Annotated in this window: 17 protein-coding genes; 10 read left to right on the forward strand and 7 right to left on the reverse strand. The window is 71.9% G+C overall.

The window, feature by feature from the left end; all coding sequences use genetic code 11:
• Positions 1 to 17: 17 nt before the first annotated feature.
• Positions 18 to 1,001, reverse strand: coding sequence for a LacI family DNA-binding transcriptional regulator (locus ACQP00_RS27720; RefSeq protein WP_433199844.1), 984 nt, complete (start codon positions 999 to 1,001; stop codon positions 18 to 20).
• Between the two features lie 170 nt (positions 1,002 to 1,171).
• Here ACQP00_RS27720 and ACQP00_RS27725 point away from each other — a divergent pair, with 170 nt between their 5' ends.
• From ACQP00_RS27725 to ACQP00_RS27755, 7 genes are all read left to right on the forward strand, one after another.
• Positions 1,172 to 2,419, forward strand: coding sequence for a sugar ABC transporter substrate-binding protein (locus tag ACQP00_RS27725; protein WP_433199847.1), 1,248 nt, complete (start codon positions 1,172 to 1,174; stop codon positions 2,417 to 2,419).
• 2 nt (positions 2,420 to 2,421) lie between these two features.
• Entirely contained in the window at positions 2,422 to 3,288 is an 867-nt protein-coding gene (locus ACQP00_RS27730) for a carbohydrate ABC transporter permease (RefSeq protein WP_433199850.1), read from the forward strand.
• The gene (locus ACQP00_RS27735) at positions 3,285 to 4,088 is read left to right on the forward strand and encodes a carbohydrate ABC transporter permease (protein WP_433199853.1); all 804 of its coding nucleotides are present in this window, start codon (positions 3,285 to 3,287) and stop codon (positions 4,086 to 4,088) included. The genes ACQP00_RS27730 and ACQP00_RS27735 overlap by 4 nt, the downstream gene beginning before the upstream one ends.
• A gap of 9 nt (positions 4,089 to 4,097) precedes the next feature.
• Entirely contained in the window at positions 4,098 to 6,170 is a 2,073-nt protein-coding gene (locus ACQP00_RS27740) for a glycoside hydrolase family 127 protein (RefSeq protein ID WP_433199856.1), read from the forward strand.
• A 4-nt stretch (positions 6,171 to 6,174) separates the two neighbouring features.
• A complete protein-coding gene (locus ACQP00_RS27745; RefSeq protein WP_433199859.1) occupies positions 6,175 to 7,614 on the forward strand; it encodes a CBM35 domain-containing protein in 1,440 nt (479 codons plus the stop codon).
• Positions 7,599 to 7,880 (forward strand): hypothetical protein, encoded by a 282-nt coding sequence (locus ACQP00_RS27750; RefSeq protein ID WP_433199862.1) that lies wholly within the window; start codon positions 7,599 to 7,601, stop codon positions 7,878 to 7,880. The genes ACQP00_RS27745 and ACQP00_RS27750 overlap by 16 nt, the downstream gene beginning before the upstream one ends.
• 261 nt (positions 7,881 to 8,141) lie before the next feature.
• Complete coding sequence (locus tag ACQP00_RS27755; RefSeq protein ID WP_433223854.1) at positions 8,142 to 9,332, forward strand: IS110 family transposase; 1,191 nt, start codon at positions 8,142 to 8,144, stop codon at positions 9,330 to 9,332.
• A gap of 26 nt (positions 9,333 to 9,358) precedes the next feature.
• On the opposite strand, the gene ACQP00_RS27760 is transcribed toward ACQP00_RS27755, so the two are convergent.
• Complete coding sequence (locus tag ACQP00_RS27760) at positions 9,359 to 9,748, reverse strand: VOC family protein (protein WP_433224016.1); 390 nt, start codon at positions 9,746 to 9,748, stop codon at positions 9,359 to 9,361.
• 63 nt (positions 9,749 to 9,811) lie between these two features.
• Here ACQP00_RS27760 and ACQP00_RS27765 point away from each other — a divergent pair, with 63 nt between their 5' ends.
• Positions 9,812 to 10,249 carry a VOC family protein gene (locus ACQP00_RS27765; RefSeq protein WP_433199865.1) on the forward strand — a complete coding sequence of 146 codons (438 nt, stop codon included), beginning with the start codon at positions 9,812 to 9,814 and terminating at the stop codon, positions 10,247 to 10,249.
• Between the two features lie 63 nt (positions 10,250 to 10,312).
• Positions 10,313 to 11,128, forward strand: a complete 816-nt coding sequence (locus tag ACQP00_RS27770; protein ID WP_433199868.1) for a tyrosine-protein phosphatase — start codon at positions 10,313 to 10,315, stop codon at positions 11,126 to 11,128.
• A 45-nt stretch (positions 11,129 to 11,173) separates the two neighbouring features.
• On the opposite strand, the gene ACQP00_RS27775 is transcribed toward ACQP00_RS27770, so the two are convergent.
• Both ACQP00_RS27775 and ACQP00_RS27780 read right to left on the reverse strand, forming a co-directional pair.
• A complete protein-coding gene (locus ACQP00_RS27775) occupies positions 11,174 to 13,612 on the reverse strand; it encodes a glycoside hydrolase family 3 N-terminal domain-containing protein (protein ID WP_433199871.1) in 2,439 nt (812 codons plus the stop codon).
• A 69-nt stretch (positions 13,613 to 13,681) separates the two neighbouring features.
• Positions 13,682 to 14,026, reverse strand: a complete 345-nt coding sequence (locus tag ACQP00_RS27780) for a winged helix-turn-helix transcriptional regulator (RefSeq protein WP_433199874.1) — start codon at positions 14,024 to 14,026, stop codon at positions 13,682 to 13,684.
• 75 nt (positions 14,027 to 14,101) lie between these two features.
• Between ACQP00_RS27780 and ACQP00_RS27785 the strand changes: the two genes are divergently transcribed.
• Positions 14,102 to 14,968 (forward strand): alpha/beta hydrolase, encoded by an 867-nt coding sequence (locus ACQP00_RS27785; protein ID WP_433199877.1) that lies wholly within the window; start codon positions 14,102 to 14,104, stop codon positions 14,966 to 14,968.
• A 550-nt stretch (positions 14,969 to 15,518) separates the two neighbouring features.
• Here the strand turns inward: ACQP00_RS27785 and ACQP00_RS27790 are convergent.
• The 3 genes from ACQP00_RS27790 to ACQP00_RS27800 all read right to left on the reverse strand — a co-directional run bounded on the left by ACQP00_RS27790 (position 15,519) and on the right by ACQP00_RS27800 (position 19,062).
• Positions 15,519 to 16,247, reverse strand: coding sequence for an ABC transporter permease (locus ACQP00_RS27790; protein ID WP_433199879.1), 729 nt, complete (start codon positions 16,245 to 16,247; stop codon positions 15,519 to 15,521).
• Positions 16,248 to 16,597: 350 nt separating this feature from the next.
• Positions 16,598 to 18,133 (reverse strand): ABC transporter permease subunit, encoded by a 1,536-nt coding sequence (locus ACQP00_RS27795; protein ID WP_433199882.1) that lies wholly within the window; start codon positions 18,131 to 18,133, stop codon positions 16,598 to 16,600.
• On the reverse strand, positions 18,130 to 19,062 hold the full coding sequence (locus tag ACQP00_RS27800) for an ATP-binding cassette domain-containing protein (protein WP_433199885.1): 933 nt from the start codon (positions 19,060 to 19,062) through the stop codon (positions 18,130 to 18,132). The genes ACQP00_RS27795 and ACQP00_RS27800 overlap by 4 nt, the downstream gene beginning before the upstream one ends.
• Between the last annotated feature and the right edge of the window lie 79 nt (positions 19,063 to 19,141).

The raw sequence follows: 19,141 nt of genomic DNA on the forward strand, positions 1-19,141 counted from the left end.
TGCCGAGTGCAGCCGGGCTACTGCAGGGCCGGGACCTCCGTGGAGGCGCGCGGGACGAGGCGGCAGGGCAGGGCGTGCTGGCCTGCGATGGGTTCGCCGTTGATGGCGTCCAGCAGCAGCTCGGCGGCGGTGCGGCCGATGCCCTCCAGGTCCATGTCCACACTGGTCAGTTGGGGGCGGCAGCCCTCGACCATCACGTCCCAGTTGTCGAAGCCGACCAGGGCCACGTCGTCCGGGATGGTCCTGCCCGCCTCGCGGAGGGCCTCGGCGACGCCGCGGGCGATCTGGTCGCTGCCGCAGAACACGGCGTCGAAGTCGCGGCCGCCGGACAGCATGATGCCCGCGGCCTGGCGGCCCCAGGCTTCGCTCCACTCGCCGTACAGGGTCGGGGTGACCATGACCAGGTCGTCGTAGGCGAGGGTGATGGCGGCGGCGCCGGCGCGGACGCGGGCGGAGTGGTGGTGTTCCGGGCCGGTGATGTGCGCGATGCGGCGGCGGCCGATGCCGAGCAGGTGCAGGACGGCGCGGCGGGCGCCGTCGGCCTCGTCCGGTACGACGGAGCAGTCGTCGGGGTTCGAGGAGCTGATGAACGCGTAGACGACGGGGACGGGGAGGTCGGCGGCGATCGGCGGGCGGGCCTGGGTGCGGCGGCCGGTGACGATGATGCCGTCGACCTTGCGGCTCAGCAGGGTGCGCAGGTAGTACTGCTCGCGGATCACGTCGTCGCGCGCGTCGCACAGCAGGACGGAGACCTGGCCGGCGCCCAGGGCGTCCTCGGCGCCGATCATCAGCGGGATGCTGAAGCGGCCGATGCTGTCGGTGGTGATCATGCCGACGGTGTAGGTGCGGCCGGTCTGCAGGCCGCGGGCGGCCGCGTTGGCGATGAAGCCCAGCTGGTCGGCGGCCTGCTGGACGCGTTGGCGGGTCTCCGCGCGCAGGGAGCCGCGGCCGTTGAGCGCTTTCGATGCGGTGCCGGTCGAGACCCCGGCCAGGGCCGCCACCTCGCTGATGGTGGCGGGTCGGACGATCCTGCTCAGAACGACCTCCGGGGAAGGAAACTCGGAAACTCCGGCTGTGACCGTAACATCGCCTTGACAGCCGTTCAAGCCGCTCTTTAGCGTCAAGGCAATCGTTTTCCGAGTTTTCCTTACACCCCCTCGAGGAAACCGCCATGAGAGGCTTCAAAGCGGCTGTCGTCGCCCTGTCCGCCTGCCTGGCCGCCGCCGGGTGCTCGACCACCGGCGACGTCGACGCCGGCGCGAGCGGCGGCACCGGCAGCACCGACACGTACCAGGTCTGGGACCCGTATCCGCAGTTCGACGACTCCTCCGACTGGGTCAAGCTGCTGCGCACGTGCGGCACCGACGCTGGCGTCACCGTCAAGCGGACCGGGTACGACACCACCGACCTGACCAGCAAGGCCCTGCTGGCCGCGCAGCAGAGCAACTCCCCCGACGTGCTCATCGTCGACAACCCGGTGGTCTCCACGCTCGCCGACGCGGGCGTGCTCACCACCACCGAGGAGATGAAGGTCGACACGTCCGCGGTCGCGCCGAACCTCCTCGCGGCCGGGCAGCTCGGCGGCAAGACGTACGGCATCCCGATCGGCGCCAACACCCTCGCGCTCTACTACAACAAGGCGGTCCTGACCGCGGCCGGCGTCGACCCGGCGACGGTCAAGGACTGGGCGGGCCTCACCGCGGCCCTGGGCAAGGTGAAGGCGACCGGCAAGAAAGGCATCACGTTTTCCGCCATCGGTACCGAGGAGGGCAGCTTCCAGTTCCTGCCCTGGTTCTGGGGCTCCGGCGCGAACCTGACCAAGCTCGACTCCCCCGAGGGCGTCGCCGCGCTGCAGCTGTGGACCGACTGGCTCAAGAACGGCTACGCGCCCAACTCCGTCATCGGCAACACCCAGACCACGAGCTGGCAGGAGTTCGCGACCGGGCAGTTCGCGTTCGCGGAAAACGGCACCTGGCAACTCGGCAACGCCAAGAAAACCGGTTTCGAGTACGGCATCATCCCCATCCCCTCGAAGGCCGGCGGCACCGCGCCCGCCCCGACCGGCGGCGAGTTCGTGACCGCGCCGGTGCAGAAGGAGACCAAGCGGTACGCGACGACGCAGAAGCTCATCAGCTGCCTGTCCAGTGCCGACAACGCCTACACGACCGACACGACGCTGTCCTACATCGCGGCCACCGACGCCGTGCAGACCAAGCAGGTGGCGGGCAACGCCGAGCTGAAGGTCTGGGTCGAGGCGGTCAAGGCGGCCAAGGGCCGCACGAGCGACAACCTCGGCACCAAGTACCCGAAGATCTCCCAGCCCATGTGGACCGGCTTCCAGGCCGCCCTGTCCGGGGGCAAGTCGCCGCAGGACGCGTTCGCCGCGGCCCAGACCAGCGCCGCCGCGGCCATCAAGTGACGATGCGGTTCAAGTCGGTCAGCGGGTGGGCGTTCCTCGCGCCCGTCGTGGTGTACCTCGGCGCGTTCTACGCCTACCCGCTGTACCGCAACCTCGATCTGAGCCTGCACCGGTACACCGTCCGCTCGTTCGTGCAGGGCGGCGCGCCGTTCACCGGCCTGGACAACTACGACACGGTCGTCGCGGACCCGACGTTCTGGCCCGCGGTCTGGCACACCGCCGTGTTCACCGGGGTCTCGCTGGTGTTCCAGTTCTCCCTCGGCATGGCACTGGCCGTGTTTTTCCACCAGCATTTTCCGCTTTCCGCAACGTTGCGCGCGCTGTTCCTGGTGCCGTGGCTGTTGCCGCTCATCGTTTCCGCCTCGACGTGGTCGTGGATGCTCAACAGCGACTCCGGCATCGTCAACGCGGCGCTGCGCCTGGCCGGGCTGGACCCGGTCAACTGGCTCACCTCGCCCACGTGGTCCCTCGCGTCGGTGACGATCGCCAACATCTGGATCGGCATCCCGTTCAACCTCGTCGTCGTGTACAGCGGCCTGCAGGCGATCCCCGCCGAGATCTACGAGGCGGCGGCGCTGGACGGGTCCACGCCGTGGCGCACGTTCTGGCGCATCACGTTCCCGCTGCTGCGGCCGGTCTCGGCCATCACGCTGCTGCTCGGCCTGATCTACACGCTCAAGGTGTTCGACATCATCTGGATCATGACCAAGGGCGGCCCGGCCGACGCCTCCACCACCCTCGCCACCTGGTCCTACCGGCTCGGCTTCGGCAACCTGCTGCCGGCGTTCGGGCCCGGCGCGGCCGTCGGCAACCTGCTCATCATCGTGGCCATGCTGTCCGGCCTGGTCTACATCAGGACCCAGCGATGAAAGTCAAAACCGCCGCGGGTGTACTGCTGACCGCCCTCATGTTGTTTCCCGTGTACTGGATGATCAACGTCTCGCTGACCCGCGACACCGACATGCGCCGCGATCCGCCGCCGCTTCTTCCGCTGCACGGCACGCTGGAGGGCTACCGGGCGGTGCTGCACCAGCAGTTGCCGTACCTCGGCAACAGCCTGGCCATCGGCCTGGGCACCGTGGCACTCACCGTGGCCCTGTCCGCGCCGGCCGGCTACGCCCTGGCCCTGCTGCGCCCGCGCGGCGGCCGGGCGCTCAGCTTCGTCCTGCTCGTCGCCCAGATGATCCCCAGCATCATCATGGCGATGGGGTTCTACGCCATCTACCTGCGCCTCGGCGTGCTCAACAGCACCGCCGGGCTGATCCTGGCCGACTCGACCATCGCCGTGCCGTTCGGCGTGCTGATCTTCACCGCGTTCATGTCCGGCATCCCGGCCGAGCTGATGGCCGCGGCCCGGGTCGACGGGGCGGGCGCGCTGCGCACGTTCTGGTCGGTGGTCCTGCCGGTGAGCCGCAACGCCGTGGTCACCGTCAGCCTGTTCGCGTTCCTGTGGGCGTGGTCCGACTTCGTGTTCGCCAGCACGCTCGACGGCGGCGGCACCCAGCAGCCGATCACGCTCGGCATCTACCACTACATCGGCAACAACAACCAGCAGTGGAACGCCATCATGGCCACCGCCGTGGTCGCGTCCATCCCCGCGACGCTGCTGCTCATCGTGGCCCAGCGCTACGTCGCCGCCGGCGTGACCGCCGGTGCCGTCAAGGACTGAGGAAACTCCATGCACAACACGCCTCTGGGCCCCGTCGTGCCCACGGACCGCGCGATCTCGGCGCTGCGTCCCCTGCCCGCCTCCGCCGTCCGGCTCGACCCCACCGGCCTGCTCGGCGCCTGGCAGGAGCGCAACCGCACCGCCACGCTGCCGCACTGCGTCGAGCGGCTGCACGAGCACGGCAACCTCGCCAACCTGCACCGGGTCACCGGCGAGTTCGACGGGCCGTTCACCGGCTGGTGGTTCGCCGACACCGACGTGCACAAAACCCTCGAGGCCGCCCTGTGGGCCGGGAACGTCGCCTCGTCCGAGGCCGCCCCGACGGCCGGAAACCTTTCCTCGTTCGTTGCCGAAACCGTGCAGGTGCTGGAGAAAGTCCAGGACCCGGACGGCTATCTGGTGTCCTACTTCCAGGCCGGCCACCGCGACCGGCAGTGGCGGGAGCTGCCGTCCAGCCACGAGATGTACACCGCCGGCCACCTCATCCAGGCCGCCGTGGCCGGGGCCCGCACCGCCCCCGGCGACCCGGCCGTCCAGCAGCTCCTCGCGATCGCGCGGCGCTTCGCCGACCTGCTCGTGGAGCGCTTCGGCGCCGGCGGCGAGGACGCGATCGACGGCCACCCGGAGATCGAGACCGCGCTCGTCGAGCTGTTCCGGGTCACCGGGCACCGCCCCTACCTGGACCTCGCCGCCCGGTTCGTCGCCCTGCGCGGGCACGGGCTGCTGGGTCCCGAGGGCCGCTTCGGGCAGCGCGCCTACTACCAGGACCACCGGCCGGTCCGCGCGGCGAGCGAGGTCACCGGGCACGTCGTGCGCCAGGTGTACCTGCTGGCCGGCGCGGTCGACGTGGCCGTCGAGACCGGCGACAGCGAGCTGCTGCGGGCCACCGAGCGGCTGTGGGAGTCGGCGCAGGCGACGAAGACGTACCTGACCGGCGGGCAGGGCTCCCGGCACCGCGACGAGGCCTTCGGCGACCCGTACGAGCTGCCGCCGGACCGCGCCTACGCCGAGACCTGCGCGGCGATCGGCTCGTTCCAGTGGACGTGGCGGCTGCTGCTGGCCACGGGCCGGTCGCGTTACGCCGATGAGCTGGAGCGGTTGCTGTACAACGGGATCGCCTCGGGCATCGGGCTCGACGGGCGCTCGTTCTTCTACTCCAACCCGCTGCAGCTGCGCACCGGGCACGACGGCTCGGACGAGGACGCGCCCGGTGAGCGGCTGCCCTGGTACAAGTGCGCCTGCTGCCCGCCCAACCTGGCCCGGCTGATGGCGTCGCTGCACACCTACGCGGCGACCGGCACGTCGAGCGGACTCCAGCTCCACCTGTACGGCCGGGGCTCGTTCGCCTCCGCCGGCCGCGCGGTCGACGTGGCCACCGGGTACCCGTGGGACGAGACCGTCACGATCACCGTCACCGCGTCGGACGACGACCCGTGGACGCTGACCCTGCGCGTCCCGGCCTGGTGCGCCGACGCCCGGGTGAGCGTCAACGGCGTGCCCGGGTCGTTCGTGGAGGACGGCTGGGTGCGCCTCGAACGCGTCTGGCGGCCCGGCGACCGGGTCGAGCTCGTCCTGCCGATGCCGCCCCGCCTGATCACGCCGCACCCGCGGGTCGACGCCGTGCGCGGCACCGCCGCCCTGGCCCGCGGGCCGCTCGTCTACTGCCTCGAACACGCCGACCTCCCCGCCGCGGCCCTCGAGCACGCTCGAACCACCGGCGCCGACCCCTCCGGCCAGGACTTCGAGCACACTCGAACGACCGGCGCCGACGTCTCGGGCGGCGACTTCGAGCACGCTCGAACCACCACCACCGGCCTCCCCGGCCACGACTTCGAGCACGCTCGAACCACCGCCGCCGAAACCGCCGGCGGCGACTTCGAGCACGCTCCGGATGTCGCGTTCGAGGACATCCGGCTCGACCCCGGCGTCCCGATCGGCGTGCGGCGCGACCATCCGCTCGCGCCGGTCGCGCTCGTCGTCAACGAAGACCTTCCCGCCGTTCCGTATTTCCTGTGGGCCAACCGCGGGCCCGGACCAATGCGGGTCTGGATCCCGCTCGTCCCTACAACTCCCCCGAGGTGATGCCATGCGCATCCGATCCGCCGCCGCCACGGCGGTCCTGACCACGCTGACCACCGTTGCCGCCGCCGGCGTCCTCGCGGCGCCGGCCCACGCCGCCGGCAACACCCTCACCGTCAACGTCGGCACCGTCGTACGACCCGTCACGCAGGTCGCGTCCGGCGGGCTCTACGGCGTCGACACCGGCGGCAAGCCGCCGCTCGCGCAGCTGTACCCGCTGCGGATGAACCACTTCACCCAGCCCCCGCCCGGCGGGCAGCAGCTGGGCAACGGCGCCACCCAGCCCTGCTGCGACGGGCTCCAGGTGGCGGGCAAGGTCACCAGCGCCGGCGCCCGGCAGTTCTACCGGCTGCCGGACATCTATCCGAACTTCCCGTACCGCTGGGTCAGCTGGGCGGACTGGGAGTCGAAGGTCCGCACCATGGTCTCGGCCCGGGTGAACGCCGCGGCCGTCACGAACGTCGACGGGTACGAGCTGTGGAACGAGCCCGACTGGACCTGGAACACCTCGGCGGCGGGCTCGTTCAACGCGGGCTGGACGCGCACCTTCCAGCTGGTCCGCTCCCTGGACGGCGTGACGCCGATCGTCGGGCCGAGCCACTCGCAGTACAACCACGGTTGGATGGTCGATTTTCTGACCAACGCCCGCAACACCGGCACCGTGCCCGATGTCGTCGTCTGGCACGAGCTGGGCAACGACGACTATCTCAACGTCGGCGCGCACGTGGCCGACTACCGGGCGATCGAGTCGTCGCTGGGCATCGCGCCGCGGCCGATCTCGATCAACGAGTACGCGTCGCCGGGCCAGGTCGACATCCCCAGCGTCGCCGTGCATTACATGGCGGTGTTCGAGCGCTACGGCATCCGCGACGCCGAGCGCGCCTACTGGTACGAGGCGGGCACGCTCAACGGGCTGCTGTACAACAACGCGCCGACGGCGTCCTACTGGGCGTACAAGTGGTACGGCGACATGGCCGGCAACGTCGTGCAGACCGTGCCCGGTTCGTGGCTGGAAGGGGTCGCCGCCTACGACCCGACCCGCCGGTTCGTCAACGTGGTGTTCGGCGGCGACAGCGGCACCAACACGGTGCGGGTGAACGGCCTCGGCGCGCTCGGTTCGCAGGTGCGGGTGACGCTCTCGCGTACCGGCACCACCGGGCGCACCACGAACCAGCCGGCGCCGACGACGGTGTCCACCGCGACCTACACCGTCTCCGGCGGCAGCATCAGCGTCCCGGTGACCGGCATGGACGCCTGGGCCGCCTACCAGCTGCTGATCACGCCGACCAGCGGGATCGCGAGCTGGCAGCAGCGGTACGAGGCGGAGAACGCGGCCGTCGTCAACGCCAACCGGTCTCGTCGGGGTCGGCGTCCGGCGGCGGCTACGTCGGCCAGATCGACGGCTCGGCCAACAGCCGCACCGACGCGTTCGTGGACTTCATCGTGAACGTCCCGCAGACCAGGCAGTACACGATGAGCATCCGCTATGCCAACGGGACGGGCGCGACCGCGACCCACGGGCTCGCCTGGAACGGCGGCGGCTGGACGACCGTGACCTATCCGCCGACCGGGGCCTGGGGCTCGTTCGGCGCGGCGGTCAGCGTGGCGGTGAGTCTCAACGCCGGGTTCAACACCATCCGGCTGGCCAAGGGCGCGCCGTTCTTCGCGGGCGGCACCGGCTACGCCGAGCTGGACGCGATCACGCTGTCGTGATGGTTCGGGGGGCGCCCGCGCGGCGCCCGTTACCTTTTTTAGGTCCCCGTTGGGGGCGCTCGGTCGCCTGGTTCGGTATGACTTACTGCCCCTGTCGTCGGCATGATCCGGGGGGTGTTGTCGCCGGGCTGGGTGGCGTCGACGGACCGCTGATAGGGACACGACCACCTGATGTGCCTGGGTAGGTCTCTTCGTAACGTGGCTGCCGGCAGTCGACGCCAAGTTCGCGATCGAGGCTTGGGACCGTCGCGGGGAGGCGATGTGCACGGCGACTATCAGGTGTTTCTCGGGCTTGACGTCGGTAAGGACGGCCATCACGCGGTGGCGTTGACCCGGGAGGGCAAGCGGCTGCACGACGCCGCGTTGGTCAATACCGAGGCGAAGCTGCGGCAGGTGTTCGACCGGCTCGCCCGGCATGGCCGGGTTCTGGTGGTGGTTGACCAGCCGGCCTCGATCGGGGCGCTGCCGGTCGCGGTCGCCCGGCACGGCGGCCACCAGGTCGCATACTTGCCCGGACTGGCGATGCGCCGCATCGCGGACCTGCACCCGGGTGCAGCGAAGACCGACGCCCGTGACGCCTACGTCATCGCTGACGCCGCCCGCACGTTGCCGCACACCCTGCGCCGCGTCGACGTCGGCGACGAGACCCTGGCCGAGCTCGAGGTCCTGGTCGGCTTCGACGACGACCTCGCCGGTGAAGCCACCCGGATCAGCAACCGCCTCCGCGGGCTGCTGACCCAGATCCACCCCGCCCTCGAGCGGGTCCTCGGGCCGAAAGTCCAGCACAAAGCCGTGCTGGAACTGCTGTCACGCTGCGGCGGCCCGGCCGGTCTGCGTCGCGCGGGCCGGTCGAAACTCGCCGAGATCGTCCGTCCGCACGCACCCCGCATGGGCGAACGTCTGGTCGAGCAGCTCGTCGCCGCCCTGGGCGAGCAGACGGTGACCGTTCCAGGCACCGCTGCGGCGGAGAAGATCCTGCCGAAACTCGCTGAGAGTCTGCGCGAGGTGCTGCGCCAGCGTGACGAGGTGGCCCGGGAGGTCGAAGGGATGCTTGATGCGCACCCTCTTGCCTCGGTCCTGACGTCGATGCCGGGCATCGGGGTCAGGACCGCAGCCCGCATCCTCCTCGAGGTCGGCGATGGAGGCGCCTTCCCGACCCCCGGACATCTGGCCGCCTACGCCGGCCTGGCCCCGGTCACCCGCCGTTCCGGCAGCAGCATCCGCGGCGAACACCCACCTAAGGGCGGGAACAAGCAGCTGAAACGCGCGTTCTTCCTCGCCGCGTTCGCCAGCCTCTCGCACCCACCCTCACGGGCCTACTACGACCGCAAACGCGCCGCCGGCAAACGCCACAACGCCGCCCTCATCTGCCTCGCCCGCCGCCGCTGCGACGTCCTGTTCGCCATGCTCCGAGACCAGACGCCCTACCAAGCCCGTCAAGCTGCCGCTTGACGAAACCCATAGGGACACCCCCCGGCTCACTTCTGGGCCGCGATCTGGATGAGGTTGCCGCAGGTGTCGTCGAAGACGGCGGTGGTGACCGGCCCCATGTCGGTCGGCGGCTGGGTGAAGACCACGCCGGCGGCGACGAGCCGGTCGTACTCCCGCTGCACGTCCTCGACGGCGAACGACGTCCACGGGATCCCGTCGTTGACGAGGGCCTCGCGGAACGGGGCGACGGCCGGGTGCCCGGCCGGCTCGAGGACCAGCTCGACGCCGTCGGGCTGGTCGGCGGAGACCACGGTGAGCCAGCTGACGTTCTCCCCGAGCGGGACGTCGGTCTTCTTCACGAAGCCGAGCACCTCGGTGTAGAAGCGCAGGGCGGCGGCCTGGTCGCTGACAAACACGCTGGCAAGGTGAATTCGCATCGTCACGCCCGCCAGCATATGCAAGTCACGGCTTGCCTATCAAGCCCGGCACACTGCTGAGCTATGACGACGCCGTTCTCCTTCACGTTCGACTGCGCCTCCCCCGGTACCTTGAGCGCCTTCTGGTGCGTCGCGCTCGGTTACGTGCCCGCGGCGCCACCGGCGGGGTTCGACAGCTGGGAGCAGTGGTTCCGCGACCTCGCGGTGCCCGAGGACGAGTGGGACGACGGCGCCGCGATCGAGGACCCGACCGGCGTCGGCCCGCGCATCTCGTTCCTCAAGGTCCCCGAGCCCAAGACCGCCAAGAACCGCCTCCACCTGGACCTGCAGGTCGGCGGCGGCCGGGCCACGCCGTGGGACGAGCGCTGGGAGCGGGTGCGGGCCACGGCCGACCGGCTGATCGCCGCCGGGGCGACCGAGCAGGTCGTGGTCGACATCGACGGCCGCCACGACCACGTCGTCCTGCTCGACCCGGAGGGCAACGAGTTCTGCGTCGTCTGACCGTCATCAGGACGTTCACCTGCCGATAGACGCCTGTCATTGTGACGGCCGAGGGTCAGCGCCATGACGATCACTCGACGGGCCGCCCTGGCCCTGACGGCGGCGCTGCTCGCCGGCGCCGCCGTTGCCACCCCGGCCCAGGCCGCGCCCGCGGCGACCTGGGAACGGTCGCTCGGGCTGGCCAACGCCACCAACTTCCGTGACGTGGGCGGGTACACCACCGCCGACGGGCACACCGTGCGCACCGGTGTGGTGTTCCGCTCCAACAAGCTGTCCAACCTCACCGCCGCCGAGTGGCAGGTCGTCACCGCGCACGGGATCAACCGCGACGTCGACCTGCGCAACATCCAGGAGCGCGGCGACGAGCCCGACCACGCCCCGGCGGGTGTGGCCTACCAGGTCGCCGACGTCGCCTCGCTCAGCCACGGCATCCGGTTCCACGACAACGCGGGCGTCACCCTGCTCGCCGCGATCGCGGCCGGCCTGCTGTCCGGCTCGTCGGACCTGGGCCAGTCGATCGGCTACCCGTTCATGGTCAACTTCGTCGGCGCGGACTACGCCTTCCGGGACACGCTGAAGGCGATCGCGACGAACACCTCCGGCGGCGTGGTGTACCACTGCTCGGCCGGCAAGGACCGCACCGGCTGGGCGACCGCCGTGCTGCTGACCCTGCTGGGCGTGCCGATGGCGACCGTCGAGGCCGACTTCCTGCTCAGCAACACCTACCTGGGCCGCGCCGACGCGGTGCAGGTGGCGTGGCTGCGCGCGGCGTTCGCCGAGCTCTACCACATCTACGGCACCTTCACCGCGTACCTGCACAGCGGCCTGATGCTGACCGACGCGGACATCGCGGCGATCAAGGCCCGCCTGCTCGTCTGACAACACCACCTGCCCCGGGAGCGCGGGCTCCCGGGGCAGGACTGTCTACCCGACGGTGCAGGTGGCGCCGTTGAGTGTGAACGCCGTCGGCCGCGGGTTGGAGCCGCTGTAGGTGCCGTTGAACCCGGCCGACTGGGTCGCCCCCGGCGCGAGGGTGCCGTTCCAGGCCTCGCTCTTCGCGCTCACCACGGCGCCCGACTGCGACCAGGTCGCCGACCAGCCCTGCGACACCTTCTGGTTGCCGGGGAACGTGAACGACAGCGTCCAGCCGTTCAGCGTCGTCGAGCCGGTGTTCTTCAGCGCCACGGTGCCGGTGAAACCGCCGCCCCAGTCGTTGACGGAGTACGTCACGGCGCACGCGGCCGTCGGTGGCGGGCTCGACGGCGGCGGGCTGGTCGTGGTCGGCGGCGTGGTCACCGTCGCCGCCCCCGAGGCCGGACCGGTGCGCCCGGCGGAGTCGACCGCCACCACCGTGTACGTCGTCGTCGTGTTCGGCGTCAGCCCGCTCAGCGCGTAGCTCGTCGAGGCGACCGTGGCCAGCAGCGTGCCGCCCCGGTACACCCGGTAGGACACCGCCGCCGTCCCGCTCGCCGGCGCCGTCCAGGTCAGCGTGGCCGACGTGCTCGTCACCGCCGACACCACCGGGGTGCCGGGCGTCCCGGGGCCGTCCGGCGGCGGGGTCGTGGCATACGTGAGGCCGTACCCGTAGGCGAACAGCGGCGTCTTGCCGTCGCCGTCGTTGATCGGCTCCTGCGACGCCGACTGCATCCAGGTCATCGGCAGCTTGCCCGTCGGCGCGTAGTCGCCGAACAGCACGTCGGCGACGCCCGCGCCCTCGGTGCCGGGCAGCCAGGCCGCGACCAGGCCGCTCCAGTCCGGCAGCTGCGCCGCGATGTCCACCGGTCGGCCGGAGACGAGGACCACGACGACCGGGACGCCGGAGGCCTTGAGCGTGCTCAGCGTCTGCAGGTCGGTGGCGTCCAGGCCGAGCGAGTTCGGCCGGTCGCCCTGACCCTCCGCGTACGGGGTCTCGCCGATCACGGCCACCGCGACGCCGTAGCTGCGGTCGATGCCGGACCCGGCCGCGTTGTACGTCACCGTCGCCGAGGACCCCGCCGCCGCCCTGATCCCCTGCAGGATCGTGGTGCCCGGCGTCGTGCTGCCCGCCGCGCCCTGCCAGCTGACGGTCCAGCCGCCGCTCTGCAGCCCGATGTTGTCGGCGCTCTTGCCGGCCACGAAGATCCTGCCGCTCTTGGCCAGCGGCAGCACGCCGGTGTTCTTGAGCAGCACCTGCGACTCGCGCACCGCCTGCCGGGCCACCGCCCGGTGCTGCGAGCTGCCGACGGTGCCGGTCAGGCTCCGGTCCGCGAACGGCCGCTCGAACAGCCCGAACTCGAACTTCTTGGTGAGAATCCGGCGCACCGCGTCGTCGATGCGGGCCAGCGGCACCCGCCCGGCCTGGACCTCGCCGCGCAGGGTGTCGATGAACTGCTTCCACGCGGTCGGCACCATCACCATGTCGATGCCGGCGTTGACGGCCCGGCGCACCTCGGAGGCGGTGAAGCCGGTGCCGCCCTCGATCTGGTCGATGCCGTTCCAGTCCGACACCACGAACCCGTCGAAGCCGAGCTCGCCCTTGAGCACCCCGTTGATGAGGTAGTCGTTGCCGTGCAGCTTCTGCCCGTTGAACGAGGAGAACGACACCATCACCGAGGCGACGTGGCGGCGGACCGCCTCCTGGAACGGCGGCAGGTGGATCGCGCGCAGCTCCGTCTCGGAGATCTGGGTGTCGCCCTGGTCGACGCCGCCGGTCGTCCCGCCGTCGCCGACGTAGTGCTTGGCCGTGGCCAGGACCCCTCCGGACTGGTACCCGTCGATGATCGTGGCCATCGACACCGGCAGCTCCGGCTTCTCCCCGAACGACTCGTAGGTGCGCCCCCACCGGTCGTTGCGGGCCACGCACAGGCACGGCGAGAACGTCCACTGCACGCCGGTGCCGCGGACCTCGTCGGCGGTCACCCGGCCGACCTGCTGCACCAGCGCCGGGTCACGGGTCGCGCCGAGCCCGATGTTGTGCGGAAACAGCGTCGCCCCGACCACGTTGTTGTGGCCGTGCACGGCATCCGACCCGTACACCAGCGGGATCTTCAGCGGCGTGGCCAGGGCCCCGCGCTGGAAGGTGTCGGTCATGTCGGCCCACGACGACGCCGTGTTCGGCGAGGGCGCGGACCCGCCGCCGGACAGGATCGACCCCAGCCGGTACTGCGTCACGTCCGCCGCCGACGCCGACGCCCGCTCGGCCTGCGTCATCTGCCCGAGCTTCTCGTCGAGACTCATCCGCGACATCAGGTCAGCGACCCGCTGCGAGACCGGCAGGCTCGGGTCGAGATACGGCTCGGCGGCCGCGGCCGGCAGCACGTGCACCAGGGTGGCGGCGGCGACCGAGAGGGCGGCGAGGGCGGTGATGAGGACGGGGCGGCGCATGCCAGGGACACTAGGCGGGGGGTACGACAGTTTCGGGTGGAACCATTGACCGGCGTGGAAGTGTCCAGGTCAGGGCGCCGGTGACGGTGTAACATTCACGGCCGCCCACTCGCAGATGGCCTGCAGCGGCCCTTCCAGGGTCTTGCCGAGGGCCGTCAGGGTGTACTCCACGTGCTGCGGCGCCCCGGCCTTGAGCACCCGCCGCTCGACCAGCCCGTCCGCCTCCATGCCGCGCAAGGTCTCGGTGAGCACCTTCTGCGTGATGCCGGGCACCCGCCGCCGCAACTCCGCGTGCCGCTGCGGCCCCGCCGCCAACGCATAAAGCAGCAGCACCCGCCACTTCGCCGCGAGCCGCTCCAACGCCTGCCGCGTCGCGCACGATGCGTCGAGCACATCGGGGATCACCAGCGCCATCAGGCCCTCCCGCTGCCATGGGCACCGCGAAGTGCCTTCTGTTTTGTACCGCGGGCAAAGCCTACTGTCGGGCGCATGGCAGTACACGTCGATGCATTGGCATTTGTCACCGAAGGCATAGAACTCAGCGGGCACCTGCGCACCCCGTCCGGCCCCGCACCCGCCGGCGGCTTCCCGGCCGTGGCGCTCACCGGCCCCTTCACCGGCGTCAAGGAACAGGTCGCCGGCACCTACGCCGCCCGCCTGGCCGAGGCCGGTTTCGTCACCCTCGCCTTCGACCACCGCGGCTTCGGCGCCAGCGGCGGCCGCCGCGCCCACGAGGACACCCAGGGCAAACTCGCCGACCTGCGCGCCGCCGTGTCGGCCCTCGCCGCGCTGGACACGGTCGACCCGAACCGCATCGGCCTGCTCGGCGTGTGCCTCGGCGGCGGCTACGCGGTCCGCGCGGCGGCCCAGGACCCGCGGGTCCGCGCCGTGGCCGGCATCGCGGGCGGCTACAACAGCCCGTCCTTCTCCGCCGGCTACCGCAGCGCCCTCGCCACCTTCCTCGACGGCTACGACGACTACATCCCGGCCGTAGCCCCCGACGGCGGCCCGGCGGCGATGCCGGGCGACGAGCCTTGGGCGTACTACGGCACCGCCCGCTCCGCCGCCCCCACCTGGGAGAACCGCGTCACCCGCGGCTCGGTCCACAGCCTGCTGACGTTCGACGCCCTGGGCGCCGCCCCGCTGCTCGGCCAGACCCCGCTGCTGGTGGTCCACGGCAAGGTCGACGCGTACTGCTCCCCCGACCTGGCCGCCCGCCTCCACGACACGGCCACCGGCCCGAAACACATCGAGTGGCTGGACTGCGAGCTGCACATCGACCTGTACGACAACGAGCCCTACGTCGCCGCAGCCACCAGCTCGACGGCCGCCTTCTTCACCGAACACCTGGCGTAGGCAACCCCGGCGCAGACGACCCGCCCCGCCGATCTCGGTGTGGCCGACCTTTCGCGGTCACCCGGCCACCCCGGGATCGGCAGGACCGAGCCTGACCGCGAAGCGACCCGGCCGCGCTGCCGCTCGTCTTGAACTACCCGGACCGGCACCGCAACGTCTGGCTCAACGGGGACGGCCAGTGCACACCAACCATCCCCTGCCGGCTGCGTCCCGTGGGAGGCACGCCGCCGGAGTGACTGCTCGGGCAGGAAACCCCGGCGGTGGTCTCGACGGCAGGGAGTCGTGGCCAAGGCACCGCGTGCGGCCAGGCTCAAATCATTGCTTTTCCTCCTCTGAAATTTGACGGCTCTTCGTCTTTCGCTTGTCGACCGGCTTCCGGCGGGACTGCTGGCCGCCGAGCACGCCGGTGCTCGACCCGCGCTCGTCTCGCTGCCGGCGGCGAGGGTGGGTAGTGCGAGCCCCCAGCTGTCGGCGTAACGCTCCAGGGGCCGAACAGTCCAAGCGGTGCGCCGGGCCGACCCCGACGGGGCGCAACGGTCCGGTGCGGTCCTCAGGCATCGCGGCGCAGCAACACCCCCCATCCGAGCAGCATCGCGCCCAAGGCCCACAGCGCGAGCACCCCCAGCCCGTGCCACGGCCCGATCGGCAGCGCCGCCAGATCCTTCGTCGCCTGCACCGCGGTACCGGCGGTCACCGGCCCGATCTGGTCGAGCCGCCGCGACCAGGTCTTGTCCCCGACGGCCCGGCTGACGAGCGGCCACGCGTACATCAGCCCGAGCACGATCCCCGCCGCCCCCGCCGGGCTGCGCACCGCGGTGGCCAGCCCGAGGCTCAGCAGCGCGATCAGCTCGAGGTAGAGCACCGACCCGACCGCCGGCCGCCACACGAACTCATGCGCCGGCAGAAGCATCCGCCCCGCCAGCAGCGACCCCGCGACCCCGGCCACCGCGGCGACCGCCGTGACCGCCACCAGGACCGCCGCCTTCGCCACCAGCAGCCGCGTCCGGCTCGGCACGGCCGCGAGGCTGACCCGCACCATCCCCGACGCGTACTCGTTGCCGATCAGCAGCGCGGCCAGGATCGCGAACACCGCCTGCCCGAGCTGTACCCCGGTGAGCGAGACCTTCGTGAAGTCCGACGTGCAGCCCGCGACGCACGAAATGCTCGCCGCCGCGAACGCGCTCAGCCCGACCGTCGCCACCACCGCGCCGCCCAGCAGCCACCAGTTCCCCGCCGACGTCCGCAGCTTCGTCCACTCCGCGTGCAGCGCCGCCCTCATCCGTCCTCCTTCCGTTGCGTGCACCCGGCGATCCCCGCCCGCCCGTGCGCCTGATGTCCCCGCGGGCAGCCCGCCATCCGGCGCCGCCTCCCTTGCGTGCGCCCCGCGATCCCCGCCCGCCCGTGCCCACGATGTTCCGGCGGGCGGCCCGCCATCCGGCGCCGCCTCATTTGCCTGCGCCCGGCGATCCCTGCCCGCCCGTGCCCACGATGTCCCGGCGGGCGACCCGCCAGCCGGCACCGCCTCGTCCGCGTGCGCCCGGCAATCCCCGCCTGCCCGTGCCCACGATGTCCCGACTGGCGGCCCGCCGGCCGGCGCCGCCTCGTTTGCCGAGCGGGCGGCGGCCGGGGTCATGCGTCGCTCCGGCGCAGGCGGTACCACGCGGCGCCCAGCACGACGGCGACCCACACGGCGAGGACGGCCAGGCCGCCCCAGGCGCTGAGCGGGAAGAAGCCGTCGGCCGGGGAGTACACGGCGTCGACCTGCGGATACCTGGGCGCGGCCTGCTGCAGGGCGAAGGCGGCGGCCGGGGTCACGCTCAGCAGCCAGTCGCTGGCCCGCAACGGCAGGACGGTGACCGAGAGCAGGTACGGCAGGACGACCACGACCACCGACACGGTCACCGCGGTGACGCCCCGGCGCAGCAGCATGCCGAGGCCCGCCGCGAGCGCCGCGCAGCCGCCCAGGAGCAGGGCGGTGCCGCCCGCGACGCGGAGCTGGGTCGCGGCCGACGCCGGGGTGACGTAGACGCCGGCGTCGCGCAGCACGTCCGGGCCGAAGGTGATCGCGACGGCGGCGGCGACCAGGCCGGCCGCGAACGCCGCGGCGCCGACGGCGAGGGCCTTCGCGGCGAGGACGCGGCCGCGGTGCGGTGCGGCGGCGAACGAGGTGCGGATCATCCCGCGGCGGTACTCCGCGGCGGCGAACATCGCGCCGATCACCGCGAAGAAGATGAGGCCGAGGAAGGTGCCGACGAGCGTCTGGCTGATCGTCGTGCCGGGGCCGGACGGGGCGATGTCGCCGGTTCCGGTCACCGCCCAGCCGTCCGCGGTCGGCTCGAAGTGGGGCTGCGGGCCGACGGCCCGGGTGGTGGTGCCGCCCTCGCCGCCGCCGGTGGGCTCGGCCGGTCCGATCCGGCCGCCGATCGCCTCGCCCTCCCAGTCCGCCGACCACGTGCCGGTGGTCGCGAGCCGTTCGAAGGTGCCGGTGGCGATGCTGGGGCCGCCCTGGATGCCCGAGAGCACGACGGACTGGTTGACCTGCTGGTCGTACTGGGGCGAGGTGGCGAACAGCCCGGCGGTGACGGTCGCGGGCAGGCCCGGCAGGGTCGCCGTGCCGACCTCGGTCCAGGCGCTGCCGTCGCCCGACTGTTCGGCCTTGATCGTGTCGCCGGTGCGGGTCAGGCGCAGCCACACCGGCTGCGGCGCCAGTTTGGCGTCGGCCGGGCGGCCCTGGTCGTGCACGTAGTCGTGCTGCATCCGCACGCCGTGTTCGCCGGTCAGCATCACCGCCGCGTACGCCGAGCCCTGCTTCGTGCCGTCCTTGACGATCAGGCCGGCCTTCGACCACGGGGCGAGCCCGTCGCGCATGGTGTCGCCGTCGTACGTCGGCAGCTGCCCGGTGAAGCTCGCCACCCGGGCGGTGATGGTGCCGTCGCCGGTCAGCGTGCGGTGCACGAACGTGAAGCTGTCGGCGACCTCCTGGCCCTCCGGCCCGTGCAGCGGGGTGCAGTCGGAGGCGGGGCCGTGCTGGCCGCAGGAGCCCATCCGGCTCGGGGTGAGGCCGATGGCCAGGATGATCCCGGCCCCGGCGAGCAGCCCCAGCACCCAGCCGAGCACGGAGCGCAGCTTGGTCCATTCGGCGCGGATCAGCCGCAGGAAGCTCATCGGTCCTCCCCCGGTGCGGTGCCGCGGAACTCGACGGCGTCGCGGGTCAGGTCCAGGTAGGCGTCCTCGAGGGTGGCGCGGTGCGCGGCGACCTCGGAGAACGGCACCCCGGCACCGGTCAGTGCGGCGATGACCTGCTCGGCGGGCGGGCCGGTGACGGTGAGCGTCCCGTCGCCGTTGGGGACGACGGATTCGGCTTGATCGTGCAGTACAAGAGCGGCCTTTTCTATTGCTGAGGACCGGACGACGATGCGTCCGTTGGCGGCCCCGGCGAGCAGCTCGGCGACGCTCGCATCGGCGATGACGCGGCCGCGGCCGACCACGACGACGTGATCCGCGGCGTCCTGCAGCTCGCTCATGAGGTGGCTGGAGACGAGGACGGCGCGGCCCTCGCGGGCGAGCGCGCGCAGGAACGTCCGCATCCAGATGATGCCCTCGGGGTCCATGCCGTTGAACGGCTCGTCGAGCATCAGCGCCGGCGGGTCGCCCAGCAGGGCGGCGGCGATGCCGAGCCGCTGGCGCATCCCGAGGCTGAAGCCGCCGGCCCGACGCCGCCCGACGCCGCCGAGGCCGGTCAGCTCCAGCACCTCGCCGACGCGGCGGGACGGCAGGCCCTGGGAGTGGGCGAGCCAGAGCAGGTGGTTGCGGGCCGTGCGGCTGGGGTGCAGGGCCGCCGCGTCGAGCAGCGAGCCGAGGTGGCACAGCGGGCGGGCGAGGCCGCGGTAGGGGCGCCCGCCGACGAGCGCGGTGCCCTCGTCGGCGGCGTCGAGGCCGAGGACGACGCGCATGGTGGTCGACTTGCCGGCCCCGTTCGGGCCGACGAACCCGGTGACGAGCCCGGGCCGTACGGCGAACGTCATGGCGTCGAGGGCGAGGGTGGGGCCGAACCGCTTCCGCAGCCCCTCGACGGTGATGGTGGCGTCATGCATGGGTCGAGTTCTACGCCGCGGCCGGTGTCATCCCGGTGTCAACGGCTGACACCTCATTGACACCTTCGGGCTGGCACAG

The sequence above is a fragment of the Dactylosporangium sp. CS-047395 genome (genome assembly GCF_050942185.1).
In the GTDB taxonomy this organism is placed as follows: domain Bacteria; phylum Actinomycetota; class Actinomycetes; order Mycobacteriales; family Micromonosporaceae; genus Dactylosporangium.